Here is a 23314-nt window from a genome sequence, read left to right as displayed (position 1 = left end):
AATAACGTTAATACCAATATTTTTATAGTTGTAAGGAGTGGAACATTTGTTTTTAAAATCTTTAGAAGTTAGAGGGTTTAAATCATTTGCAGATAAGACAGAATTAAAATTTAAACCTGGAGTCACAGCAGTAGTTGGACCAAATGGTAGTGGGAAAAGTAACATTTCAGATGCCGTAAGATGGGTACTTGGAGAACAAAGTATAAAGACTCTTAGAGGCGGCAAGATGGAAGATGTTATTTTTTCAGGTACTCAATATAGAAAACCGCTTGGTTTAGCACAAGTGTCCCTTACTCTTGATAACTCAGATGGAGGGCTTCAAACTGAATATAATGAAGTTGTAGTATCAAGGAGAATATTTAGATCAGGGGAGTCAGAATATTTAATTAATAATACTAAATGCAGATTAAAAGATATAACTAACCTATTTTTAGATACAGGAATAGGAAAAGAAGGTTATTCCCTTATAGGACAAGGTAAAATTGAAGCTATTTTAAGTGGAAAAGCAGAAGATAGAAGAGGCCTTTTAGAAGAGGCTTCAGGTATAGTAAAATATAAAGTTAGAAAAAATGAATCAGAAAGAAAGCTTCAAAATACAGATGATAATCTAGTTCGTATAAGAGATATTATATCTACATACGAGGAAAGATTAGAACCTTTAAGAGTTGAATGCGAAAAAGCTATTAAGTTTAATGATTTATCAGGAAACTTAAAAGAAAAAGAAGTATCATTAATTTTACATAATATTAAATTATTAGAAGAAGAACTTAATAAATTTAATGAAGACATAAAAGATAGAGAGGATTCTTTAAATAAAAAAAGAGAAGACTTACAAAGTGAAAGAGAAAAGTTAAAAATTATTGAGGAAAAACTTGAAACTCTAGAAAGTGATACTACAGAAAAAAAATTAGAATATTATACTAAAAAAGAAGGAATAACTAAATCTAAAAGCGATATTCAGTTATTTAATGAGAGAATAAAGCATTTTAATGATGTTTTAGAAAAAAATAAATACGAACAATATAATATTAGTTCGAAATTAAAAGAAATAGATAAAGAAAAATCATCTCTATTAAAAGAACTAGAAAATAAGAAAAAAGAAATAGATGAAAAGAAAATCGAAATTTCAAAAGTTGAAGAAGCAAACGGTGTGCTTTTAAAAAGACTTAGTGAAATTCAAGACGAGATAACTTCAATTCAAAAAAGTAGATTTGAAATTCTAAAAGGAAATTCTGAGGTTAATAATAAAATAACTAAAATTCGTGCAGAATTAAAATCTAGTTTTGAAGGAAAAGAAAGAATAGAAAAAAATATAGCTACAATCTTAAATAATATAGGAATAAATAAGTCTACGATTAACAGCTTAAATTTAAGTGTTAAATCTTCTGAGGAAAATTTAGAAAAGCTTAGAGAAGAAGCAATTTTAAAGAAAAATAACTTAAAAGATATAAATACAAAAATAACTAAAAAAGAGACTGATTTAAGAGGCCTTAGTATAAATATTAGTAAGTTAGAAGCTAACAAGACTATGTTAAAAGATTTAGAAAATCAATACGAAGGCTATAATAGATCTTTAAAAAATCTTATGGATAGAGTCTATAAAGGTCTTATTAAAGGTTGTAGTGGTATAAAAGTTTTAGGAGAAGTTTTTGAAGTTTCAAAAGAATACGAAAAGGCAATTGAAACTACACTAGGTGGTGCAATTTCAAACGTAATTACAGAAGATGATATTTTAGCTAAAAGATTAGTAAATTACCTTAAAAGCGAAAGGCTTGGAAGATTAACATTCTTACCTTTAAATATTATTAGTGGAAAGAAATTAGTTCTTGATAATAGAGTAATAAATACTGATGGATATATTGGTATTGGTTCAGAAATAGTTTCTTTTGATGAAAAGTATAGAAAAGTTATAGATTATGCACTAGGTAGAACAATAATTGCAAAAGATATGGATTCAGCTTTTAAAATAGCAAAACTTACTTCTTATAAATTCAAAATTGTTACACTTGAAGGTGAAGTTTTAAACTCAGGTGGTGCGTTAACTGGTGGAAGCATTAAAGGTAAAACCTCAAGTATACTTAGTAGAAAAAGAGAAATTGAAGAAATAAAAGAAAAACTTCATTCTTTAAAAGATAATTTAATCTATTTAGAAGAAGAAGTTAAATCTCTAAAAGATGAAAGAAAAAAATTAGATGAAGATATATTAAATTTAACAGATAAAGCCCATGGGCTAAAAATCGAACTTGCTACAAATAAAAATAAATTACTAAATGTAAAAAACGAATTAGATAATTTAAATAAAGGTTTAAATAAAGAAACTATTGAAAAGAATAATGTTTTAGAAAAGATCGATACTTTAAATAAAGAACTTAAAAAAACAGAAAATAGTTTATTAGAATTTGATATAATCAATACATCTAACAAAGAAAGAGAAGTAGAATTACAAAAATTATTCATAAAAGAAAAAGAAGCTAGTGAATTGTTAAAGTCAAATTTAACAGAACTTAGAATAGAAAATGCATCTTTAGATGGAAATTTAAAGAGTATCAAAGAAGAATTAAACAGAAAAGATAGAGAAAAAGAAGAGTGTGATGAAAAAGAACTTAAGCTATCAGAAGAAAATGATATAAGTTTAAAAGGAATTGAAGAATCAAAATCAAATGTTAAAATAAAAGAAGATGAAATAATATCTTTTAACAAAAGAATAGAAGAATTAGATATAATATTTAAAGAAGATGAAGTAAGAAAGATATCATTAAAAGATGAATTTAAAAAAATAGATAGTATAATAAATGATGTTAGAGAAATCATCACAAAAGAAGAATTTGAACTTTCTAAAAGAGAAATTAATAAGGCAAAATGTGATGTTGAAAAAGATAATCATCTTAAAAAGCTTAATGAAGAACTAGAATTAACAATTGCAGAAGCAGAAGAACTTGCTATAGAAATTACTGATTTAACAAAATTCAAAGAAGAAATAACCTCTATAAAAAGGAGAATTTCAGCACTTGGAACAGTTAATTTAGCATCTATAGAAGAATATGAAGAAGTTAAAGAAAAATATGAATTTATGAGTTCTGAAGAAGAGGACTTAAAAAAAGCTAAAGAAGACTTAGAAAAAGTTATAGAAGAAATGACTTCTACTATGAGAAAGTTATTTAAAGAAAACTTTAAAATAATAAACTCTAACTTTAAAGAGACTTTTAAAGAATTATTTAAAGGTGGAAATGCAGAACTTATATTAGGTGAAGGTGATGAACTTACATCTGAAATTCACATTAATGTAGAACCGCCAGGAAAGAAACTACAAAACATAAATCTAATGTCTGGTGGAGAAAAAGTATTATCTGCTATAGCACTATTATTTGCTATACTAAAAATGAAGCCTACTCCTTTTTGTATATTAGATGAAATTGAAGCTGCATTAGATGATGCAAATGTATATAGATACGCAGAATTTTTAAAGAAATTCTCAAACAACAGTCAATTTATAGTAATTACACACAGAAAAGGAACTATGGAAGTTAGTGATGTTATGTATGGTGTTACTATGGAAGAAAAGGGAATTTCAAAAATAGTATCTGTAGATTTAAATAAATAGACTTGGAGGAATACTTATGTTTGGAAAATTATTTGATAAATTAAAAACAGGACTTACTAAAACAAGAGATAATTTAACAGATAAAATTAATGAAGCATTAAATTTAGCTGTTACTATAGATGATGATTTATATGAGGAACTTGAAGAAATCCTTATAACATCTGATATAGGGATGGATACAACTTTAGAAATTATAGATAGATTAAAAGCGAAGATAAGAAAAGAAAAAATAAATGACCCTCAAATGGTTAAACCTGCACTTAAAGAAGTTATAAGAGATATGCTTCTTGAAGGAGATAATGAAGAGGAAATAATAGAAGGTCAAAAAGAAGTTATGCTAGTTATTGGAGTAAATGGTGTAGGTAAAACAACTTCAATAGGTAAACTTGCAGCTAAAAATAAAGCTGAAGGCAAAAAAGTACTTCTAGCTGCAGCAGATACTTTTAGAGCAGCTGCAATAGACCAATTAGAGGTTTGGAGCGAAAGAGCTGGTGTTGATATAGTAAGGCAAAGTGAAGGTTCAGATCCAGCAGCAGTAGTTTTTGATGCAGTTAAAGCCTCAAGGGCAAGAAATGTAGATTTATTAATATGTGATACAGCAGGAAGACTTAATAACAAAAAGAATTTAATGAATGAACTTGAAAAAATTAATAGAATAATAGATAGAGAATATGAAGACGCTAAAAAGCAAACTCTTTTAGTTTTAGATGGAACAACAGGTCAAAATGCAGTTGTTCAAGCTAAGCAATTTATGGAGGCTTGCCCAATCGACGGAATCATTTTAACTAAATTAGATGGTACTGCAAAGGGTGGAGTTGTAATTTCAATTAAACAAAGTTTAAATATCCCTGTAAAATATATAGGGGTTGGAGAAGGTATTGATGATTTACAAAAATTTGATGCAGAAAGTTTTGCTGAAGCATTAATTTAACTTATTAAAAATAAAATTTATGGTGTTAAGTAAAAATACTTGACACTAATATTTATATCTGTTAAAATCTCTTTTGTGGGTAAGGTGATTAATATGGACGATAGGGTTGAGTTTTCGTTATTAGCGGATTTATACAAGCCGTTACTTACCGAAAAGCAAATAAACGTTATGGAAATGTATTACGATGAAGATTTATCGCTAGCAGAGATTGCTGAGCTTAATAAAACAAGTCGTCAAGCAATTCATGACTTAATAAAAAGATGCGATAAACAGCTTTTATCCTATGAAAGCAAATTAAACTTACTTCAAAAGAGCTTAAATCGAGAAGAAAAAATTATAAATCTTGTAAAAAATTTAAAAGAAAAGTATTCTATAAGTGATGAAGATTGTGATATGCTTATAGAAAACTTAGAAGATTTATAAAATATAGGAGGTTTAAAATGGCTTTTGAAGGATTATCAGAAAAGCTTCAGAATACTTTTAAAAAATTAAAAGGTAAAGGGAAGCTTAATGAAAAAGATATAAAAGAGGCTATGAGGGAAGTAAAATTAGCTCTTTTAGAAGCTGATGTTAACTATAAAGTTGTAAAAACTTTTATTAAAAGTGTTAGTTCTAAGTGTGTAGGAAGTGATGTTTTAGACAGCTTGACACCAGGGCAACAAGTTATTAAAATAGTTAACGATGAACTTACTGAACTTATGGGTGGTACAGAAAGTAAAATTAATTATTCAAGTTCTGGATTAACAGTTATTATGTTAGTTGGACTTCAAGGGGCAGGTAAAACAACTATGTGTGGTAAGCTTGCGTCAAACCTTAGAAAGAATAATAAAAAACCACTTTTAGTAGCATGTGATATTTACAGACCAGCAGCGATTAAGCAATTAGAAGTTGTAGGTAAACAAATAGATATACCTGTTTTCCAAATGGGAGATAAAGTTAAAGCTGTAGATATAGCTAAAGCCGGTGTAAAACATGCAAAAGATAATGGAAATAACGTAGTTATTATAGATACAGCCGGAAGACTTCATATAGATGAAAGTCTTATGGGCGAATTAAAAGATGTAAAAGAAGCAGTAAATCCATCAGAGATTTTACTTACAGTAGATTCTATGACTGGGCAAGATGCTGTTAACGTAGCTGAATCATTTAACAATGATTTAGACTTAACAGGAATTATCTTAACTAAGTTAGATGGTGACACTAGAGGTGGTGCTGCACTTTCAATAAGATCTATAACTGAAAAACCTATTAAATTCATTGGTGTTGGTGAAAAGATGAGTGATTTTGAAGTCTTCCACCCAGATAGAATGGCATCAAGAATTTTAGGGATGGGCGATGTGTTATCACTTATTGAAAAGGCACAATCAGCTATAGATGAAGATGAAGCAGCTGACTTTACTAAAAAGATGATGAATCAAGGTTTAAACTTTGAGGATTATCTAACAGCAATGGAACAAATGAAAAAGCTTGGACCTTTAAATAAATTATTAGAAATGGTACCTGGAGTTAATTCAAAAGAGCTTCAAGGAGTAGATTTAGATCAAGGTCAAAAGCAAATGGAAAAGATGCGTGCAATAATCCTTTCTATGACTTTAAAAGAAAGAAGAAATCCAAGTTTAGTTATTGGGTCATCTTCAAGAAAGAAAAGAATAGCAAAGGGCTCAGGTGCTACAATTCAAGAAGTTAATAAGCTTATTAAAGGTTATGAAATGATGAAGAAAAACATGAAACAAATGAAATCTTTAACTGGCGGTAAAGCTAAAAAAGGATTATTTGGTAAGTTACCTTTTATGAGTTAAGATAAACATTATCCTTTGAAGGAGGTGAAATAAACATGGCAGTAAAAATAAGATTAAGAAGAATGGGTGCTAAAAAAGCTCCTTTCTACAGAGTAGTTGTTGCTGATTCAAGAAGCCCAAGAGATGGTAGATTCATCGAAGAGGTTGGATACTACAATCCAGTTTCAGAACCAGTTCAAATCAAAATTGACGAAGAGAAAGTTAACAAATGGATGTCAAATGGTGCTCAACCAACTGATGTTGTTAAAAAACTTTTCGTAAGAGCAGGCCTAAACAAGTAATCTTTAGGAGGTGAATTCTGCAGTTAATTAGTTAATTGCAGGCACTTATATGAGAGAATTAGTCCAAGTGATAGCTAAGGCCCTTGTTGATAAGCCAGAGAGCGTTAGTGTTAATGAAATTCAAGGTGAAAATTCAATAATACTAGAACTTAAGGTTCATCCAGAAGACATGGGTAAAGTTATCGGTAAACAAGGTAAAATAGCGAAAGCTATAAGGACAGTAGTAAAGGCTGCAGCAATAAAAGAAGAAAAAAGAGTAGTAGTAGAAATTATTTAAGAGTTAGGCCTGTCCTAGCTCTTTTTATTTTTAACATAAATATATTAAGATAAATTATTAATTATAGGATAAGTTTAAAATTAAAATAAGCAGATATAATTATATATAGATATATCTGTTATAATAGATTTATTAAAAGCTAAATACATAGAGGTGATAAGAATGGAAGAATTATTTAAGGTAGGTAAAGTTGGAAAGACACACGGGCTTAAAGGTGAATTTAAAGTAATCCCTATGACTCAAGATGTAAATAACTTTAAAAGATATGAAAGTATAATAATAAAAGGTGAAGAAAGAAAAATAGAAAGTGTTAAATTTCAAAAAGATAGAGTAATCTTAAAACTTGAAGGAATTAATTCTATTGAAGAAGCTGAAACTTTTAAAAATCAAATAATTGAAGTCCCAAGAGATAAAGAACCAGAATTAGAAGAAGATGAGTTTTATGTTAGAGATTTAATAGGTATACACGTATTTGATACTTTAGGAAATGATCTAGGTGAAATATACGATATTATTGAAACTAAAAATAATGATGTGTATTGGATAAGAAAGCCAAAAGAACTTCTTATACCAGTATTAAAAGACATAGTTTTAGATATAGATTTAGATGAAGAAAAGATAACTATAAGACCTGTTGGAGAATGGCAAGATGAAGATTAGCATTTTAACTCTTTTTCCTGAGATGTTTGATGTTTTTAATCATAGTATAATAGGTAGAGCCAAAGATTCTAACTTAGTTAAAATTGAATGTTTAAATATTAGAGACTATACTTTAAGCAAGCATAAAAAGGTTGATGATTATCCTTATGGTGGAGGGGCTGGAATGGTAATGGCGCCACAACCTGTAATAGATTCAATTAAAGCTTGCAAAGAAAACAATAAAGGTAAAGTTATATTTTTAGGTCCTAGAGGAAAAACCTTTAATCACGAAATGGGATTAGAACTTGCAAAAGAGGAAGAACTTATCTTTTTATGCGGGCATTATGAAGGGCTAGATGAAAGGATATACGATCATATAGACCTTGAGATATCTCTAGGAGATTTTATATTAACAGGTGGTGAAATGGCAGCTATTCCTGTTATTGATTCTATATTAAGGCTTAGAAAAGGTGTCTTAGGAAAAGAAGAAAGTTTTATGGATGAATCTTTTTCTAACGGACTTTTAGAATATCCTCAGTATACAAGACCTTTTGATTTTGAGGGAAAAAAGGTTCCAGATGTTTTAATTTCAGGACATCATGAAAACATAAGAAAGTGGAGAAGATACGAATCTTTAAAGCTTACAAAAAAAAGAAGACCAGATTTATATAAAAACATTGAATTATCAAAAGAAGATAAGAAAATACTTAAAAAATTTGGCGAATAAATCATTGCAAAACAAGTGTTATTATGTTAAAATAGCATTTGTGTTAGTACCGGCGTTCCTCTTCTGGATTTAAGCTTCGGAACGAGCGTCAATTTAATTTTAGGAGGAATACACGATGAACGAATTAATAAGAGCAATCGAGCAAGAGCAAATCAGAACTGATTTACCAAGCTTCAACGTTGGAGATACTATAAAAGTACACCAAAAAATCAAAGAAGGTAACAGAGAAAGAGTTCAAGTTTTTGAAGGAACTGTTATCAAAAAACAAAACGGTGGAATAAGAGAAACTTTCACTGTTAGAAGAGTAGCTTTCGGAAGCGGAGTTGAAAAAACATTCCCAATGAGCGCACCTATGATAGAGAAGATTGAAATCACTAGAAGAGGTAAAGTAAGAAGAGCTAAATTATTCTACTTAAGAGATAGAGTAGGTAAAGCTGCTAAGGTTAAAGAATTAATCACAAGATAATTAACCATAGAAAAAGGGACTTAATTATTTAAGTCCTTTTTTTAATATGTATCAAAGTAAATAAAGTTATCATAAATTTAGTATTTAAATAAATCCTTTTAAATTTTAATAAAGGGTTCTTTAGATAACTATTTTTTGATTATAAAGTTTAAAATAAAAATATATGTGTAGAAAAAATCTACTATTATGATATAAAACGTTAGGAGGTAATGTATTATGGCAATTAACTGGTTTCCAGGTCATATGAAGAGAACTCAAAGACAAATTTCAGAAAACTTAAAACTTGTAGATGCAGTAATTGAAATTAGAGACTCAAGAATTCCTAAAAGCTCAGCAAACCCTGATATTGATAAATTAGTAGGTAGTAAACCTAGAATAATCTTATTAAACAAAAGCGATTTATCAGAAAAGGCTGTAAATACTGCATGGATGAAGCATTTAAGTAATGATCATACAATGGTTTTAGAGGTGAATTGTTTAAAAGGTTCAGGACTTCAAAAAATAAAACCTGCATTAAATGAACTATTAAAGGAAAAACACGATAGATTAAGAGCTAAAGGTTTAAAGAAAATAGTTTCAAGAATTATGGTAGTTGGTATACCAAACGTAGGTAAATCAACATTTATAAATAAAATGGCTAAAAATACAATAGCTAAAACAGGAGATAGACCAGGTGTTACTAAGAACAAACAATGGATTAAAACAGCTATGGATGCTGAAATGTTAGATACACCAGGAGTTTTATGGCCTAAATTCGAGGACGAAGAAACAGGATTAAACTTAGCATTTACTGGTGCTATAAGAGACGAAATAATGGATATAGAAGATTTAGCTTATAGATTAATTGAAAGATTACAAACTTTCTATCCAGAAATGCTTAAAGAAAGATACAAAATAGAAGAAGTTTATGAAGACCCTCTTCACACAATGGAAGCAATAGCTAGAAAAAGAGGTTGCTTAATGAAGGGTGGAGAAATAGATTATAACAGAATAGCGGTTATTTTATTAGATGAATTTAGAGCAGGGAAAATAGGTAATATTTCTCTAGAAAGACCTAAGAAATAACTATGGAACATAAATTTTTAAATTTAGATTTAGAGAAGTTAAGCTTTGCAAAAATAAAAGAGGCATTCTCAAATTTAAACATTAATTTAAAAAGTGAAACGGCTATTCAAATATCAAATAAGCTTCTAGAAGACAAAAGAAAAAATGTTAAAAGTTTAGGTGAAAAAATACTAAAAGAAAAAAAGAAATTAGAAGATGAAATTATTAGGGTAAAATCTATGTATGAATTCGATAAAGAACGCTCAAATGGAAAAATCTTAGCTGGGGTTGATGAAGTTGGAAGAGGTCCTTTAGCAGGTCCTATTGTAGTTGCCTCAGTAGTTTTAGATTTAAATGTTTTAGATGATGATTTAATTCTTTATCTAAATGATTCAAAAAGATTATCTGAAAGCAAGAGAGAAGAACTATCAAAGATAATTAAAGAGAGAGCTATATCATATAGCATTAAAGAAGCTTCAAACGAAGAAATAGACTCTAGAGGCATCGCAGTATGTAATAATGCGTTATTTATTGAAGCAACACATAGTCTTTGTGTTAAACCTGATATAGTATTATCTGATGGGTACCCTATAAGAGGAATAGATATTAAAAATGAATTTGTAATTAAAGGGGATGCAAAAAGTGCAACAATTGCAGCAGCATCAATAATTGCAAAAGTTTATAGAGATAATTTAATGAAAGAATATGATAAGGAATATCCAGAATACGGATTTTCTAAAAATGTAGGATATGGTGCGAGTAAGCATATAGAAGCTATTAAAAAATTTGGTCCTACAAAGATTCATAGAATGAGTTTTTTATCAAATATATTAAGAGAGTAACAGATTAAGTTACTCTCTTTTTTTGTGCACAAAAATACAAACTTAAGAGTAAAAGGCATTTTCTATATGAGTAATTTTATAATTTTCATCTTTTGAGTTTAGTAAGATTTCTATAACATCATACCTTATATAATAATTTAAAGTTCTTTTTTTAAGCAAAAAGTATTTAGAGAGTTTTATAATATTTTGTTGTTTTGATTTAGTAACTGATTCTGATGGGGTTCCATAGTTTTTTGAAAATCTTGTTTTAACTTCTACAAAAATTAATAGATTGTTTTTATTTGCTATTATATCTATTTCTCCGAATCTGTTTCTAAAATTTTCTTCAAGTATAGAAAACCCTAAGTCTCTTAAGTAAGAGTTTGCAATGGATTCTCCATATTTACCTATATCTTTATTTAAATTCATATTAATCACCGTTTTAAGTATTAACTTAAAAATATTTTTTAAACATTGCGTAAATGTTTAAAATTTTTAAGGATGTTAATAATTAGAAAAAAGAGGTGAGAATAATGGCAATAAAATTAAAAAGTGCAACTAATATAGGAGTAGAAAGTGTAATTATAAATGTAGAAGTAGATATAAGTGTTGGATTACCTTCATTTAATATAGTAGGTCTTGCTGATACCTCTGTTAAAGAATCAAGAGAGCGTGTCCGATCTGCAGTATTGAATTCTGGATATGATTTTCCAATAGGTAGGATAACTATAAATTTATCACCTGCAGATATAAGAAAAATAGGTAGTCTTCTGGATTTACCAATAGCACTTGGTATACTCATGGAATCAAATCAAATAAAAAATATAAATTTAGAAGAGTTTATTATATTTGGTGAGTTATCTTTAGATGGTAACTTAAATAGAATAAATGGAACTATTCCAATTATGCTAGAAGGAATGTCTAAAGGAATAAATAATTATATTATTCCAAGAGAAAATATATATGAATTGAACTATATAAATGAAGGAACTAAATATAGCTTTTCGTCTTTAAAAGACACTATAAATTTTATCCAAAATGGAGAAGTAGAAAATCTAGATACAATAAATGGATTAAGTATTGATGAAATAATAGGGCAAAACACATCAAAAAGAGCATTGCAAATAGCGGTAAGTGGAAGGCACAACATATTATTATATGGGAATCCAGGCGCAGGTAAAAGCATGCTTGCAAGGGCTGCAAAAAGTATTATGCCAAAATTATCTGATGAAGAAAAATTAGAAGTTTTAAAGATTTATTCAGCAAGTGGAAATTTAAAAGATGACGAAATTTTTGATATACCATTTAGAGCGCCTCATTACACAATCCCTAAAACTTCTCTTATAGGTGGTGGAAAAGATGTAAGGCCAGGAGAGATAACTTTAGCCCATAACGGTATATTATTTTTAGATGAAATTTTAGAATTTAAACGAGAGACATTAGAAGTTTTAAGGTCTCCTCTTGAAGATGGAAAAGTTAGAGTAGATAGATTAAATAGTAAAGTAGAATTTCCAAGCAAAGTGATGCTAATTGCAGCTTCAAATCCCTGTCCGTGCAATTATCAAGTTTGAAGTTGTAGTACACATCTACTACTACAACTTTCTTGCCATCTTGTATTACATAGTCTATTAATATTTTATCTATTAAAAATTTTATAATAGTAGAACGTAAACCTTTATTATTCAAATTTGAGTAAAATAATTCAAGCTTGGTTTCTATATCGTTAACCGTCTTATCTTCTGATAAAAACAGGTCTTTTTTTTGTTTTAGTGTAGAATACAATTCATTTAAAGTCTGTTTTTCTTTTTTTATTTTTTTTAATTCTACCTCTATTTCTTCATCAGTTAATAGTTCTTTTTTGTATAGGCTTATAACTTTATCTTTTTCTTTCGATAGATTAGATAATGAATTAGTAACATTATCCAAATCTGAATCTATGGATTCAAAAGCTGAAAGCTTATTATTTTTATAATATTTAATTATATCCTTGCGCGAATTTAATATTTCTACACAAGAGGTCCAAATGTTTTCCTCGATATAATCACAGTTAACATTTAGATTATCACATTTATTGTTATCTGATCTATTTATCTCAGATCTTTTCCCAGAGCATGCATAAACTGAAGCGGATTTTTTATAACTTATACCGTAATAGCTTTTACCACATCTCTTACATTTTATTAATCCACTCAAATAGTAGTCACGTGTTTTTTTATTTCTTATGCATTCATTGGAATTAGTTTTCTTCTGTTCCTGTGCAAGATTCCATAAATCGGAATCAATTATTGCAGGAACCTTTCTTTCAATTACTTCGGTACGCCTACTAGCACGTTTACCATAAATATGCGTTCCTTTGTAAACACTAGAGCTTAAAATTCTTCTTATACTATTAGAACGCCATTTGTTGGTTACATTTTTTGTTCTTTTACCTTTTCCACTAGCGCATGAGGAAGGTATCTTTATAGAATTTAAATAAGAGGCTATTTTATATGATCCAATTTTTTCATTTACATATAAATCATATATTTTTCTAACAACATCGGCTTCTTTTTCACATATTTCTAAATATCCATCTTTATTTACGATATATCCATATGGAACAATTCCCCCCAACCATTTTCCTGCCTTAGCCGCTCTAGTAGCACCTATAAACATTCTGTCTAATATATTATTTCGTTCTAATTCAGCCATATTTAAATAAGTGATGAATTGAAATCTACCTGTTGGAGTGTTTAGATCAAACGGTTCTGTAACACTCATAATTTCAATATTGTATTTTCTCAATGTTTCTATAGCACTTAGTCCACTTAAAGTATCTCTACCGAATCTATCTATTTTATAAACTAGTATACAATCAAATAAACCTATTTTAGCATCAGTAATTAGTTTGTTTCCTGCAGGTCTATTTTCAAACGCTATAGTTCCAGAAACGCCATCATCTAAATATTCATAAGTTATTTGTAAATCATTATGCATATCAACATATGTTCTAAGAATTTCAACTTGATTTTCAATTGTTTCTCTTTCCTTTTGATCATCAGAACTAACTCTACAATATAAAGCAATCTTTTTCATTGGTATACCTCTATTTCATTTTATTTCTTCTATTTAAGATATAGTTGAACGTATCATTTATGCTTTCTTCTAAGATTTTTCTTTCATTATCTGAAAGAGCTATATTATTTAGGGTAAGATCATCAGAACTAAAAATAATCTGTAATGCTTCTTTTATATCTATTACTTCATATTCACAAGATCCTTCTTCTAAAAACAATTCCTCTGGACTAACATCAAGAGCAGTACTTATCTTATTTATTGTTGTGCTGTTTAGACTTTGACGTTTACCATTTTCTATTTCACTAATTGTTGCTTTACCAACATTAGCTTTTCTGACTAGGTCTGCTTGAGACATACCTTTACTTTCTCTTATTCTTTTTATATTTATTCCTAATATAGATAGTTCCATAATTAATCTCCTTTTTGTTCTGTTTATAGAACTATTTTAACATATTGTTCCGTTAAATCAATAGAAAATTTATAATAAATCAATTAAAAATATATTAATATTTAAGAAATATGATGAAAAATGGAGTATTTAGTAGAAATAGAAAGTTAATTTATTTATATAATTTAAAATGAACTTAAATTAGTAAATATAGCATTTGAACAATTCCGAAAACGGAACTATAATAAACTCATAAATTCCGATAACGGAACGGAGGTGAAGATTTGAATAAGCCTATCAAGAAGTACATTGCAGAAAATAAGATTGGAATTGTTGGGTTTGCGAAAAAAGCAGATATTTGCAAATCGGCTATATCAGATTTAGTTAATGACAAAAGAGATTTTAGAAAAATGACTGTGGAAAATGCTTATAAAATAAGTAAAGCAATGAACAGCTCCATAAACAATATATACGAAGAGGAGGAAAATTTATGATTTTTAAAGTGGATTTTATAAATGGCAGACGAAAGATTATTATTTGTTCGCATTGTAACAACAAAGACAAAGTAAAAGAAGCAATAGACAAGCTATTACCTAACTATGAGTTAAAGAATGAAGAAATGTAAGGAGGAATAACTATGGAAGAAAAAAGATACGGAACTGATTTAGTAAGAAGTCAGTTAGGACAAGCTTTAAAAGTGAATGGAGTTAAAAATGTAGATGGGATGCAATTCCATGATATAGAGGGAGGATTTGGAGCAGGTAAGAAAGCAATGCTAGTAAAAGAGATTGCTAATATACACGGAAAAGATTTAAGAGTTATAAACCAAAATATTGAAAGAAACAGAAAAAGGTTTTTAGATAATATAGATATTGTTGATTTAAAAGGAACAGAGTTCGTAATCACTTTGAGTGATAACGGAATTTATACCCAAAATGCAATAAATAGAAGTTCAAATATTTATTTGCTATCAGAAAGAGGATATGCAAAACTCCTTAAGATTTTAGAAGATGATGTTGCTTGGGAGCAATACGATAAATTGGTTGATGGGTATTTTAATATGAGAAGGGAAGTTAAGAAACCAACAGGTGCAATAGAATTATTTGAGTTACAAGTAAAGGCTCTTAAAGAAGTAGAAGAAAAGGTTGAAACAGTAGATAAAAAGTTTGATGAACTACCATTATTTACAGCAGATTCAAAAGCCTTAAAGAAAATGGTTAATAGAATAGTAGTTCCATTATTAGGTGGTAAAAAATCTAATGCCTATAAACCATTAAGTAAGAAAGTATTTTCAGATTTATATGGACAAGTTCATAGAGAATTTGGAGTTAGTTGCTGTGATGAAATTAAAAGAAAAGATTTAGATTTTGCTAAAGATATTGTAAGTAATTACAGAATACCTACAGCTCTTAAGAATGAAATAGAAAGTCTTAATAATCAAATTAGTTTTAAGGAGGAGAGTTAAATTGACACCAGAAGGAAAGTTATTACTTGGATCAATAGCTTTAGTAACAACATTTGCAACATTTTTATACGAAGGAATGAAATGTGTGAATGAAAATAGCAATAAAAAAAGTTTAATATATGGTGCATTAAGTGTGGGAAATCTATTTAGCTTCATATATGTAACAAATGTATTTTATATATTTTAAGGAGGATTAAGAAATGGAAAGAAAAGAGATAATAGGACAACTAGAAGAATTACTTTATAACTTTGAAGAATTTGAAAGCGTAGAAACTACAGAGGATGATGTAGAAGCATTAAGGTTTGCAATACAAGAATTAACTAAAGGTATGGGGGAATAAAATGAAACAGTTAAAAAAATTATCTAGAAATCAAAAGAGGTTTTTAATGGACCAAGGGTTAAATCCTAATAATTATTTAATAGAGAGGGCTACCCCATATGATTACACGTTCTTTGATAAGAAAAATGGTAAGTTGTTTTCAATAAGGAGATAGGAGGTCAATAAAGTTGAAGTTTGAACATCTTAATTATGATGATATCGGAAGGATAAGTTACACACCAGAGTATCACACAAAGAAAGGTAGCAAGTGGTTAGATGAAGATATTGAATATCTAATAAATTGGTATGACAAGATTGGTATAGAGGAAATGACTTTTGCATTAGAAAGACCACAAGCAACAATTATGACAAAAGTAGTTGAGTTAAGACGAAATGGAGTAATGAAACCTACTAGAGCAGGAAGGAAGAGAGTTAGTTGAAGGATATTGCACTTGAGTTAGCGATTGCAGTTGCAGAAGTATCAGAAAATAAAAATAGGTTTAGGCAGAACCTAAACCAAGCTAAAGAACTATATAAAAAGTATCTTGGCACCGACCAAAGTAACCAAGATACCATAAATAAAAATCTTAAAGTAATTTTACCACCAGGGATAGATTTAGACAAGGGTGAAATATATGACATTGAAACTGGTGAAACAATAAAGGAGTTTTAGTTATGAGTTTACCAGATAGTTGTTATGACTACAGATACCATAGAGAAAAACAAAAAGAAGTAGATGAATGTTTTGAGTGTGGTTGCAGCATTTATGAAGGTGAAGAATATTATGATATTTCAAACTTAATAATATGCTGTGATTGTATACAGAGATTTAAGAAAGAAGCAGAGGTGGAATAATGGCAGAGCAAAAAGCAAAATTGAATATATATCAAAAGATTCAAAAGGCGAGGGTAGAACTTCAAAAGAAGGATCTTAAGAAAACAGGACATAACAAACATTCAGATTATAAATATTTTGAGCTAGGAGATTTCTTACCTTATATAAATGAAATCTGTAACGATATAGGACTCTATACTGAATTTAAATATGGTAAAGATGAATCATTCCTTTATGTAATAGATTCAGAGGATACAGAAGTTAAAAGAGAATGGTGTACACCAATAGAATTAGCACAGTTAAGAGGGTGCAGTACTATACAAAATATTGGAGGAACTCAAAGTTATGCAAGAAGATATCTTTATATGATGGCATTTGAAATTGCAGAGGTTGATGCTATTGATAGTGGAGAGATTGATGAAGAAGCAGCATTTGCAAACCAAAAGATAAGTAAGGCTCACGTGTTCACTATAAATAAACTAATAGCAGAAACCAAGACTGATATTAAAAGTTTCTTAGAGTGGGCGAATGTATCAAAAGTTGAAGATATAACGAATGATATGTTCACCGCATGTATCAAAAGCTTCAACGAAAAGAAAGCAAAGATAGCTGAAAAGAAAAGAGAAGCCGAAGAAAATGAAAGACGAAAGCTTGAAGAAGCTAAAAGAAAAGAAGAAGCAACAAAAAAAGAAAAAGAATTAGAAGACTTTGATTTTTAGGAGGATTATAGATGAAAGAATTACAAGTAAATAAAGAGCTACCAGTTATTCAAATGAACTTTGAGGAAGTTAGACAATCACTTGAAGAAACTATGGAAATGTATAAAAACATAGTAGTTACAGAAGAAGGTCTTAAGGATTGCAAGGCAACTCAAAAGAGATTAGCAGGATTAAGAAATGATATTGAAGGTTACCGTAAATCGGTAAAAAGAGAAATGGAAGCTCCTATAAAAGAGTTTGAAGGTAAATGCAAAGAACTTACAGGATTAATTTCAGAAGTAGAGGGCCCTATAAAAGAAGGAATTAAAGAATTTGACAATAAACGTAAGGAAGAAAAGAAGAAAAAAGCCAAAGAGATTATTAAAGCAGCTATAGTTTGTTTTCAATTAGAAGATGAATATGCAAAAAGAATAGAGCTAAAAGATAGTTACTTAAAACTTACTGGAAGTATAAAAAGCATTAAAGAAGATATAGAAATGCAAGCAATGATGCTTAAGAAAGAACAGGAAGATAGAAAAACTAAAATCCAAATGTTAGAGGTAGCTGTAAAGAATGAAATTGAAAGAGCTAATGAAAAACTAAATACAAAGTTAGATTATTTAAAGTTTGAAAGGTATGTAGTTAATGATTATCCATTAGATAAGATTTTAAATGAAATAAATAAACAAGCAGATCTTATTTATAAAGCTGAAAATAAAGCAAGAGAAGAAATAAAAGAAGAGCCTAAAGTTGAAACTAATCAAGAAAAGATTATTAAACCAGAAATAAAAGAAGAACCTAATGTAAATGAAGATAAGTTCTTTGTAGAGTTTAGAGTTGAACATAACTTTAAAATGATACAAGCTCTAAGCCAATATTTAAAGGCTAATGGATACGAATATGATGTTAAGGCTAAAGGAAAAGTTAAATAGGAAATAGGTGATTATATGGCAGAAAGACGTATGTTTGCAAAAACAATAATAGATTCGGATGCATTTCTAGATATGTCATTAAGTACACAAGCACTATACTTTCATTTAAGTATGAGAGCAGATGATGATGGGTTTGTAAATAATCCAAAGAAAATACAAAGGATGATTGGCAGCGGTGATGATGAATTAAAAATGCTAATAGCAAAGAAATTTATAATACCTTTTGAAAGTGGTATTTGTGTAATTAAGCATTGGAGGATGCACAACTATATAAGAAATGATAGGTATAAAGAAACAGTTTATACAGAAGAAAAATCAAGATTATATGTTGAAGAAAATAAAGCCTACACTTTGGAGGACAGAAAGGATACAAAGCGTATACCAGTTGTAAACCAAAAGGATACCAAGTGTCTACCTAATGGTATACCAAATGTAAACCAAGAGAATAACAAAAATGATGATACAAAAAATGTAAAAATACCGCCAAACATAGATATTTCAATGGGTGATGATGTTGGTATACCAAATGACAACCAGTTGGATACACAGGTTAGGTTAGGTAAGGATAGTATAGGTAAGATTAGTATAGATAAGGATAGGTTAGGTGAGGTTAAGGAAGATGTACCGAACCTACCACCTCTAATACTCTCTACTGATACTCATAAAAGAATTTATGAATTAGTTGGTAATGTTGGTTGGTTTAGTTGGTTTGCAGATTCAGAAATAATTGAAGATGAACAAGCTATAAGGATTGAAGTTAAAGACGATTTTAAAAGATCTATAATTCAAACTAAATACTTATCAATGTTAATGGATAATTTTAATAAAAGAATTGAGGTAATTTGATGGAAGCAATAAAACGAAGAATAGTAAAAATAAAAACTAAGTTAGGAATATGCAGTACAACTGGCTGTTTAAGAAGAGCAGCATATGACGTAGAAGTACCAGCATTGGGAATAAAAAGATGTATGTGTGAAAAACATTTAAACGAGCTTAAAAAGTTATTAAACGATTTGAGGAGTAATTAAATGAACCCAGAGCAAATAATAGAAGATATGAAACAACAATTAGCAGCACTTACTAGAGGTAATGATATGTTAAAGACATTAAGCCTTAAGAAGAATAAAGCAGAACAAATTTATAGAATGGCTTTAGCTAGAAAAATGTTACTTTTAAGAGCAGAAAAACACCCTGTAAGTATAGTACATGATTTAGCTAGGGGTGATGAAAAGATTGCACAACTAAGGCTAGATAGGGATGTAGCTGAGAGCAGTTACTTTACTTGTAAGAGTGAAATGGACAATCTTAGATTAAAGATAGAAGTTAACAGATCATTATTAAAGTGGAATGGTGTAGAACTTAAAAACTTATAAAAAATTTAAGGAGGATTAATTTAATGGGAAAATGGGTAGCAGAAATGTCATTAAATTCTGATATATGGCATGGAGATGAATTTGATACTAAAGAACAGGCTATAGCAGAAGGAAGAAAGTTAGCTAAAGATGATGATTTAAATAAGTTTAAAATTGGACAAACTGAACCAGCTTGTAACTTTGGAATAGATGTTGATAATGTAATAGAACGTATTAGTGAAACTATGTATGACGATATTGGAGAAGTTGCGGAGGATTATTTAGGTGATGTAACTGTAGAACATCTATTAGAACTAGAAGAAAAGTTAAATGAAGTATTTTTCAAATGGCAAAAAGAACATGGATATGAACCAACTTTTTATAAAATTATAAATATAGAAGAAATAAATGTTTAGATAAGGGGGTTATCAAGGTGAAATGTAACTGTATAAAAGATTTAGAAAATAGATTATTAGAAAAAGTTAAAGTAAGTGATAAGTTTCAAAATTTAGAAGGTGTATCTATAAAATCAAAGAATATGGCTTTTATGATTAAAAAAGATGGAACAGTAACTACGGAACCATATATAGAATTTGAAGCGAAAGCTCCATATAAGACAAAGAGCGGAAGCGAAAGAACAAAAAAGGAAGTTATAAATGTAACTTGTAATTATTGTCCATTTTGTGGTGAAAAAATTTAATTAACTAAATATGAGAGTAGATTTGAGTATTGATATACCCATCTATTCTCATATGATAATCAAATGATATTAGGAAGTGAGTTTATGGAAGATTTACTTAAGAAGTATGGGAGTAAGGAATTAGCAAGAATAACATATCGAAAGCTCCAAGATAAGAGAAATAAAAGAAGAAGGGATATTAATAACTTTACAGCAGATAGAATGAGAGCATCTTATGTAAGGATGTATGATAGTAGAAGGAAATTAAAACAATGGTGATTATTAAAGGGAAAATAAAAGGTAAAGCAAGACCAAGGATATGCAAGGGCCATGCGTTTACACCTAAAGATACAGTTGCATATGAACAGTTGGTAAGACTTTGTTATAAGGAACAGGATAATAGATTTATAGAAGGCTCTATAAGAGCAAATATAGTAGCTTACTATAAAATACCTAAGTCATATACAAAGAAACGTGTACAAGCAATTAGAGAGGGTAGAGAACTACCTACAAAGAAACCAGATGCAGATAATATTGCAAAAATTATTTTAGATAGTTTAAATGGAGTTGCTTTTAAGGATGATGCACAAGTGATTAGTTTATCAATAGAAAAAGTTTATACAGAGGATGAAGAAAGGATTGAATTAGAGCTAGAAGGAGTGATCTGATGAAACTAATTTTAGGGTGGATAGTATTTTTAGTTTTAGTAGTTGGATTAAGATGGAGAGCTACTAAAAATAAGAAAGTAAAATAAGTTCGCAATATGATTATATGACGAATAAAAAATGTTCTTTTAAAATTAAATAATGCGGTATTTATAATTAAATAAACAATGCTATTTTAGGGTAAAAAGAATTTAAAAGATGATATAATTAGAATTAATGAGAATGGTGGTGATAGTTATAGATAATTTTAGAAATATACTTTTATTAATAGATGAAATGTTTTCAGTAATTAATGAAATATCTATTGAATGTGAAAATGATCACAAGAAAAATATTTATTTAGCTGCTTTTTTTCTTGAATTTAAGAAGAAATCAATGGATAGATTTATGGAAAATGGGGTGTGCCCTCCAATATTTTATTTTATAGATCAAATTAAAGGAATGAGTACTGATGATGCAATTAATTTTCTTACTAATGAAGATGATTTGATAGATATTGATAAAATAATATTTAGTTCTTATATAAAAAAACATTATTGTACAGCTATGGATCAATGGGGAGAACATGAAAGTTATGATCATATTAAAGAATTTATTTCTAACATAAAAGATAATTTTGAGAGGGATAATATATTTTCTGCAACATTAAACCTATTTACATTGATAGAATTTAAAGTTAGAGAGGTATATGGTTGTAATATATCTACTGGAGAAATAACGAAGACTATTAAAAATGTTTTAAAAGAGCAATGTTTTAAATACAAAAAAGTTCCAAGTGAGGGTTTAGAGAAAATATATAATGAGTTCTTAGAAGGTGGAAGATTCAATTTATATAAGAGTACTCAAAATAAACCTCAATATATAACTAGACATATGTTGCATGGGGATAGACTTGACTTAATAGATAAAAAAAGAATGATTAGTTTAGTTTTTTTTACAGATTGCATATATAAGATGTTGTTTAAATTTGAAAATTAAAATTAATAATACCGTATTATTCAAAAAAGAATATGCGGTATTTTTTTATTAAAATTTAATTCATAATAGCAAGAAAGGAGGATTCAAAATGATACATGAATTAAAAATACTACCAGAGTATTATGAGAGTGTAAAAAATGGTGAAAAGAGATTTGAAATAAGAAAAAATGATAGAAGTTATAAGGTTGGAGATCTTATAAAATTAAATGAATTTGATAGAGATTATACAGGAAGAAGTAGTGTATATGAAATTATATATAAACTAGAGGGTGGCAGTTATGGACTAGAAAAAGGTTGGTGTATCTTATCAATAAAACCATGGCAAACAGAAACTTTTCTAGGAATTACAGTATTGCCTAGATAGTTAACAATAGGCAGATAAAACGAAAGAGCTACTGGTAATGTAGCTCTTTATATTAAAGGTGTCCATGAAGAGTATTTTAATATTTTGCTAATTAAATTCTTTTTGTTATTTGTTTTCTAATGTATTTACATTTAGGAGGATTAACCTCCTTAATGTAAAATTTAGAATAACAATTAGATATCACGTAAGCATTTTTATAATTAATACTACTATCAGTAAGAATGATAGTTCTAATAGTATAAGTGTTAAATACTTCAGCGATTCTATAAAAGAATTCTCTTTCATAGGACACCTCCTTTATTCAATTTGATAATTTAATTATATCCATTTAAATAATATTCTATACAGAGAGAAGTGTAAAAAGTGTTAGAAGGACAAATAAGTATTTTTGATAAACCAAAAGTTGAATTAATAGAGGAGTGTAGTAAGCTGCATCCTCTTTTGACTAAGGGAAGTATACACGAGCTTTATATGGAAAAAGAGAATAATTATATTATCCTTATTGATAATGTATTTTATGGACCATTAAAGAAAAGTGCAAGGAAGTGCTGAAAGTGAAATATGGACAAGTGAGTGCTTTTGATTTTGTTGAAGATGTAAAGAAGAATGAAGCACAAAAGGGCAAGTTTAAAAAGGTCAAGAAAATAATAAAAACAGATTCGGACAATGAAAATCTTAATAATACTGTATTTGACTTTAATATGGTTACAGGAGAAGAAAAACATATTAGAGTTCCATATAAACAAATGGTTGTGATTTTGGAAGCTTTATATAACTTTAAGAAAGATATTGAAGACAACATTCCAGAGGATCAGTTGAATAAATTAAGGTTTGAATATAAATTAGATGAAGTGAATTACTTAATAGAAGTTATGGAAACTGGAGCAGAATATAACTTTAATAGAAAATTAGAAAGATGTAGGACTAAGAAACCTAAAAATGATGATTCAGGAATGGATGCTCTTAGTGCTGCAATAGAATTAAAACAATAGGAGG

The 23314-nt window shown here is 28.7% G+C and carries 36 protein-coding genes; 33 read left to right on the top strand and 3 right to left on the bottom strand.

Annotation, left to right across the window (positions count from 1 at the left end):
* Positions 1-46: 46 nt before the first annotated feature.
* The 11 genes from smc to M4I33_RS10755 all read left to right on the top strand — a co-directional run bounded on the left by smc (position 47) and on the right by M4I33_RS10755 (position 10607).
* The gene (gene smc, locus M4I33_RS10805; RefSeq protein WP_257916801.1) at positions 47-3601 is read left to right on the top strand and encodes a chromosome segregation protein SMC; all 3555 of its coding nucleotides are present in this window, start codon (positions 47-49) and stop codon (positions 3599-3601) included.
* Positions 3602-3617: 16 nt separating this feature from the next.
* Positions 3618-4532, top strand: coding sequence for a signal recognition particle-docking protein FtsY (gene ftsY / locus M4I33_RS10800; RefSeq protein ID WP_257916800.1), 915 nt, complete (start codon positions 3618-3620; stop codon positions 4530-4532).
* Positions 4533-4625: 93 nt separating this feature from the next.
* Entirely contained in the window at positions 4626-4955 is a 330-nt protein-coding gene (locus M4I33_RS10795; RefSeq protein WP_194190505.1) for a putative DNA-binding protein, read from the top strand.
* 17 nt (positions 4956-4972) lie between these two features.
* Positions 4973-6331, top strand: a complete 1359-nt coding sequence (gene ffh / locus M4I33_RS10790) for a signal recognition particle protein (protein WP_257916799.1) — start codon at positions 4973-4975, stop codon at positions 6329-6331.
* A gap of 35 nt (positions 6332-6366) precedes the next feature.
* A complete protein-coding gene (gene rpsP / locus M4I33_RS10785; protein ID WP_194190503.1) occupies positions 6367-6612 on the top strand; it encodes a 30S ribosomal protein S16 in 246 nt (81 codons plus the stop codon).
* Between the two features lie 49 nt (positions 6613-6661).
* Entirely contained in the window at positions 6662-6889 is a 228-nt protein-coding gene (locus M4I33_RS10780) for a KH domain-containing protein (protein WP_194190502.1), read from the top strand.
* Positions 6890-7051: 162 nt separating this feature from the next.
* Positions 7052-7549, top strand: coding sequence for a ribosome maturation factor RimM (gene rimM / locus M4I33_RS10775; protein WP_257916798.1), 498 nt, complete (start codon positions 7052-7054; stop codon positions 7547-7549).
* Positions 7539-8255, top strand: coding sequence for a tRNA (guanosine(37)-N1)-methyltransferase TrmD (gene trmD, locus M4I33_RS10770; RefSeq protein WP_257916797.1), 717 nt, complete (start codon positions 7539-7541; stop codon positions 8253-8255). The genes rimM and trmD overlap by 11 nt, the downstream gene beginning before the upstream one ends.
* A 115-nt stretch (positions 8256-8370) precedes the next feature.
* Entirely contained in the window at positions 8371-8721 is a 351-nt protein-coding gene (gene rplS / locus M4I33_RS10765; RefSeq protein WP_194190499.1) for a 50S ribosomal protein L19, read from the top strand.
* Between the two features lie 216 nt (positions 8722-8937).
* Entirely contained in the window at positions 8938-9786 is an 849-nt protein-coding gene (gene ylqF, locus M4I33_RS10760) for a ribosome biogenesis GTPase YlqF (protein WP_257916796.1), read from the top strand.
* A gap of 2 nt (positions 9787-9788) precedes the next feature.
* Positions 9789-10607: a ribonuclease HII gene (locus M4I33_RS10755; RefSeq protein WP_257916795.1), complete on the top strand. Its 819-nt coding sequence runs from the start codon at positions 9789-9791 to the stop codon at positions 10605-10607.
* A 42-nt stretch (positions 10608-10649) separates the two neighbouring features.
* Here M4I33_RS10755 and M4I33_RS10750 read toward each other — a convergent pair whose 3' ends face one another.
* Entirely contained in the window at positions 10650-11015 is a 366-nt protein-coding gene (locus M4I33_RS10750) for a YraN family protein (protein WP_257916793.1), read from the bottom strand.
* A gap of 104 nt (positions 11016-11119) precedes the next feature.
* Between M4I33_RS10750 and M4I33_RS10745 the strand changes: the two genes are divergently transcribed.
* A complete protein-coding gene (locus M4I33_RS10745) occupies positions 11120-12157 on the top strand; it encodes a YifB family Mg chelatase-like AAA ATPase (protein WP_257916792.1) in 1038 nt (345 codons plus the stop codon).
* Here the strand turns inward: M4I33_RS10745 and M4I33_RS10740 are convergent.
* Together M4I33_RS10740 and M4I33_RS10735 are read right to left on the bottom strand one after the other, a co-directional pair.
* Positions 12063-13661 (bottom strand): recombinase family protein, encoded by a 1599-nt coding sequence (locus M4I33_RS10740; protein WP_257916791.1) that lies wholly within the window; start codon positions 13659-13661, stop codon positions 12063-12065. The genes M4I33_RS10745 and M4I33_RS10740 overlap by 95 nt on opposite strands.
* A gap of 10 nt (positions 13662-13671) precedes the next feature.
* On the bottom strand, positions 13672-14052 hold the full coding sequence (locus M4I33_RS10735; protein WP_257916790.1) for a helix-turn-helix domain-containing protein: 381 nt from the start codon (positions 14050-14052) through the stop codon (positions 13672-13674).
* A 263-nt stretch (positions 14053-14315) separates the two neighbouring features.
* Between M4I33_RS10735 and M4I33_RS10730 the strand changes: the two genes are divergently transcribed.
* From M4I33_RS10730 to M4I33_RS10630, 21 genes are all read left to right on the top strand, one after another.
* Positions 14316-14525 (top strand): helix-turn-helix transcriptional regulator, encoded by a 210-nt coding sequence (locus tag M4I33_RS10730; RefSeq protein ID WP_257916789.1) that lies wholly within the window; start codon positions 14316-14318, stop codon positions 14523-14525.
* Positions 14522-14656 carry a hypothetical protein gene (locus M4I33_RS10725; protein ID WP_257916788.1) on the top strand — a complete coding sequence of 45 codons (135 nt, stop codon included), beginning with the start codon at positions 14522-14524 and terminating at the stop codon, positions 14654-14656. The genes M4I33_RS10730 and M4I33_RS10725 overlap by 4 nt, the downstream gene beginning before the upstream one ends.
* 12 nt (positions 14657-14668) lie before the next feature.
* The gene (locus M4I33_RS10720) at positions 14669-15496 is read left to right on the top strand and encodes an ORF6C domain-containing protein (protein ID WP_257916787.1); all 828 of its coding nucleotides are present in this window, start codon (positions 14669-14671) and stop codon (positions 15494-15496) included.
* Between the two features lies 1 nt (position 15497).
* Positions 15498-15683, top strand: coding sequence for a hypothetical protein (locus M4I33_RS10715; protein WP_257916786.1), 186 nt, complete (start codon positions 15498-15500; stop codon positions 15681-15683).
* 13 nt (positions 15684-15696) lie between these two features.
* Positions 15697-15837 (top strand): hypothetical protein, encoded by a 141-nt coding sequence (locus tag M4I33_RS10710; RefSeq protein WP_257916785.1) that lies wholly within the window; start codon positions 15697-15699, stop codon positions 15835-15837.
* Position 15838: 1 nt separating this feature from the next.
* A complete protein-coding gene (locus M4I33_RS10705) occupies positions 15839-15991 on the top strand; it encodes a hypothetical protein (protein ID WP_257916784.1) in 153 nt (50 codons plus the stop codon).
* A gap of 13 nt (positions 15992-16004) precedes the next feature.
* Entirely contained in the window at positions 16005-16256 is a 252-nt protein-coding gene (locus tag M4I33_RS10700) for a hypothetical protein (RefSeq protein ID WP_257916783.1), read from the top strand.
* Positions 16253-16489 carry a hypothetical protein gene (locus M4I33_RS10695; RefSeq protein WP_257916782.1) on the top strand — a complete coding sequence of 79 codons (237 nt, stop codon included), beginning with the start codon at positions 16253-16255 and terminating at the stop codon, positions 16487-16489. The genes M4I33_RS10700 and M4I33_RS10695 overlap by 4 nt, the downstream gene beginning before the upstream one ends.
* Positions 16490-16491: 2 nt before the next feature.
* Complete coding sequence (locus M4I33_RS10690; protein ID WP_257916781.1) at positions 16492-16671, top strand: hypothetical protein; 180 nt, start codon at positions 16492-16494, stop codon at positions 16669-16671.
* Complete coding sequence (locus M4I33_RS10685; protein WP_257916780.1) at positions 16671-17369, top strand: ERF family protein; 699 nt, start codon at positions 16671-16673, stop codon at positions 17367-17369. The genes M4I33_RS10690 and M4I33_RS10685 overlap by 1 nt, the downstream gene beginning before the upstream one ends.
* An 11-nt stretch (positions 17370-17380) precedes the next feature.
* Complete coding sequence (locus M4I33_RS10680; protein WP_257916779.1) at positions 17381-18280, top strand: DUF1351 domain-containing protein; 900 nt, start codon at positions 17381-17383, stop codon at positions 18278-18280.
* Between the two features lie 15 nt (positions 18281-18295).
* Complete coding sequence (locus tag M4I33_RS10675; RefSeq protein WP_257916778.1) at positions 18296-19126, top strand: hypothetical protein; 831 nt, start codon at positions 18296-18298, stop codon at positions 19124-19126.
* A complete protein-coding gene (locus M4I33_RS10670; protein WP_257916777.1) occupies positions 19126-19308 on the top strand; it encodes a hypothetical protein in 183 nt (60 codons plus the stop codon). Before M4I33_RS10675 ends, M4I33_RS10670 begins: the two co-directional genes overlap by 1 nt.
* Positions 19309-19653 (top strand): hypothetical protein, encoded by a 345-nt coding sequence (locus M4I33_RS10665; protein ID WP_257916776.1) that lies wholly within the window; start codon positions 19309-19311, stop codon positions 19651-19653.
* Between the two features lie 23 nt (positions 19654-19676).
* Positions 19677-20048 (top strand): hypothetical protein, encoded by a 372-nt coding sequence (locus tag M4I33_RS10660; RefSeq protein ID WP_257916775.1) that lies wholly within the window; start codon positions 19677-19679, stop codon positions 20046-20048.
* 17 nt (positions 20049-20065) lie between these two features.
* Positions 20066-20332, top strand: a complete 267-nt coding sequence (locus M4I33_RS10655) for a hypothetical protein (RefSeq protein ID WP_257916774.1) — start codon at positions 20066-20068, stop codon at positions 20330-20332.
* Between the two features lie 84 nt (positions 20333-20416).
* On the top strand, positions 20417-20590 hold the full coding sequence (locus M4I33_RS10650) for a hypothetical protein (protein WP_257916773.1): 174 nt from the start codon (positions 20417-20419) through the stop codon (positions 20588-20590).
* Positions 20584-20979 carry a RusA family crossover junction endodeoxyribonuclease gene (locus M4I33_RS10645; RefSeq protein ID WP_257916772.1) on the top strand — a complete coding sequence of 132 codons (396 nt, stop codon included), beginning with the start codon at positions 20584-20586 and terminating at the stop codon, positions 20977-20979. The genes M4I33_RS10650 and M4I33_RS10645 overlap by 7 nt, the downstream gene beginning before the upstream one ends.
* A gap of 225 nt (positions 20980-21204) precedes the next feature.
* The gene (locus M4I33_RS10640) at positions 21205-21954 is read left to right on the top strand and encodes a hypothetical protein (RefSeq protein ID WP_257916771.1); all 750 of its coding nucleotides are present in this window, start codon (positions 21205-21207) and stop codon (positions 21952-21954) included.
* An 88-nt stretch (positions 21955-22042) separates the two neighbouring features.
* Positions 22043-22318, top strand: coding sequence for an ASCH/PUA domain-containing protein (locus tag M4I33_RS10635; protein ID WP_257916770.1), 276 nt, complete (start codon positions 22043-22045; stop codon positions 22316-22318).
* 554 nt (positions 22319-22872) lie between these two features.
* Positions 22873-23310, top strand: coding sequence for a hypothetical protein (locus M4I33_RS10630; RefSeq protein ID WP_257916769.1), 438 nt, complete (start codon positions 22873-22875; stop codon positions 23308-23310).
* The last annotated feature ends 4 nt before the right edge of the window (positions 23311-23314 follow it).

The sequence above is a fragment of the Clostridium sp. LY3-2 genome (assembly GCF_024705715.1).
Lineage (GTDB): Bacteria > Bacillota > Clostridia > Clostridiales > Clostridiaceae > Clostridium.
The sequence above is the reverse complement of the archived record's forward strand: the minus strand, read 5'-3'. Positions and strand labels throughout refer to the sequence as shown.

Excerpts from the sequence above, each read along its gene's own strand:
- ftsY (WP_257916800.1), top strand. The coding sequence starts at position 3,618 with ATGTTTGGAAAATTATTTGATAAATTAAAAACAGGACTTACTAAAACA.
- M4I33_RS10795 (WP_194190505.1), top strand. The coding sequence starts at position 4,626 with ATGGACGATAGGGTTGAGTTTTCGTTATTAGCGGATTTATACAAGCCG.
- ffh (WP_257916799.1), top strand. The coding sequence starts at position 4,973 with ATGGCTTTTGAAGGATTATCAGAAAAGCTTCAGAATACTTTTAAAAAA.
- rpsP (WP_194190503.1), top strand. The coding sequence starts at position 6,367 with ATGGCAGTAAAAATAAGATTAAGAAGAATGGGTGCTAAAAAAGCTCCT.
- M4I33_RS10780 (WP_194190502.1), top strand. The coding sequence starts at position 6,662 with ATGAGAGAATTAGTCCAAGTGATAGCTAAGGCCCTTGTTGATAAGCCA.
- rimM (WP_257916798.1), top strand. The coding sequence starts at position 7,052 with ATGGAAGAATTATTTAAGGTAGGTAAAGTTGGAAAGACACACGGGCTT.
- trmD (WP_257916797.1), top strand. The coding sequence starts at position 7,539 with ATGAAGATTAGCATTTTAACTCTTTTTCCTGAGATGTTTGATGTTTTT.
- rplS (WP_194190499.1), top strand. The coding sequence starts at position 8,371 with ATGAACGAATTAATAAGAGCAATCGAGCAAGAGCAAATCAGAACTGAT.
- ylqF (WP_257916796.1), top strand. The coding sequence starts at position 8,938 with ATGGCAATTAACTGGTTTCCAGGTCATATGAAGAGAACTCAAAGACAA.
- M4I33_RS10755 (WP_257916795.1), top strand. The coding sequence starts at position 9,789 with ATGGAACATAAATTTTTAAATTTAGATTTAGAGAAGTTAAGCTTTGCA.
- M4I33_RS10750 (WP_257916793.1), bottom strand. The coding sequence starts at position 11,015 with ATGAATTTAAATAAAGATATAGGTAAATATGGAGAATCCATTGCAAAC.
- M4I33_RS10745 (WP_257916792.1), top strand. The coding sequence starts at position 11,120 with ATGGCAATAAAATTAAAAAGTGCAACTAATATAGGAGTAGAAAGTGTA.
- M4I33_RS10740 (WP_257916791.1), bottom strand. The coding sequence starts at position 13,661 with ATGAAAAAGATTGCTTTATATTGTAGAGTTAGTTCTGATGATCAAAAG.
- M4I33_RS10735 (WP_257916790.1), bottom strand. The coding sequence starts at position 14,052 with ATGGAACTATCTATATTAGGAATAAATATAAAAAGAATAAGAGAAAGT.
- M4I33_RS10725 (WP_257916788.1), top strand. The coding sequence starts at position 14,522 with ATGATTTTTAAAGTGGATTTTATAAATGGCAGACGAAAGATTATTATT.
- M4I33_RS10720 (WP_257916787.1), top strand. The coding sequence starts at position 14,669 with ATGGAAGAAAAAAGATACGGAACTGATTTAGTAAGAAGTCAGTTAGGA.
- M4I33_RS10710 (WP_257916785.1), top strand. The coding sequence starts at position 15,697 with ATGGAAAGAAAAGAGATAATAGGACAACTAGAAGAATTACTTTATAAC.
- M4I33_RS10705 (WP_257916784.1), top strand. The coding sequence starts at position 15,839 with ATGAAACAGTTAAAAAAATTATCTAGAAATCAAAAGAGGTTTTTAATG.
- M4I33_RS10690 (WP_257916781.1), top strand. The coding sequence starts at position 16,492 with ATGAGTTTACCAGATAGTTGTTATGACTACAGATACCATAGAGAAAAA.
- M4I33_RS10685 (WP_257916780.1), top strand. The coding sequence starts at position 16,671 with ATGGCAGAGCAAAAAGCAAAATTGAATATATATCAAAAGATTCAAAAG.
- M4I33_RS10680 (WP_257916779.1), top strand. The coding sequence starts at position 17,381 with ATGAAAGAATTACAAGTAAATAAAGAGCTACCAGTTATTCAAATGAAC.
- M4I33_RS10675 (WP_257916778.1), top strand. The coding sequence starts at position 18,296 with ATGGCAGAAAGACGTATGTTTGCAAAAACAATAATAGATTCGGATGCA.
- M4I33_RS10670 (WP_257916777.1), top strand. The coding sequence starts at position 19,126 with ATGGAAGCAATAAAACGAAGAATAGTAAAAATAAAAACTAAGTTAGGA.
- M4I33_RS10665 (WP_257916776.1), top strand. The coding sequence starts at position 19,309 with ATGAACCCAGAGCAAATAATAGAAGATATGAAACAACAATTAGCAGCA.
- M4I33_RS10660 (WP_257916775.1), top strand. The coding sequence starts at position 19,677 with ATGGGAAAATGGGTAGCAGAAATGTCATTAAATTCTGATATATGGCAT.
- M4I33_RS10650 (WP_257916773.1), top strand. The coding sequence starts at position 20,417 with ATGGAAGATTTACTTAAGAAGTATGGGAGTAAGGAATTAGCAAGAATA.
- M4I33_RS10645 (WP_257916772.1), top strand. The coding sequence starts at position 20,584 with ATGGTGATTATTAAAGGGAAAATAAAAGGTAAAGCAAGACCAAGGATA.
- M4I33_RS10635 (WP_257916770.1), top strand. The coding sequence starts at position 22,043 with ATGATACATGAATTAAAAATACTACCAGAGTATTATGAGAGTGTAAAA.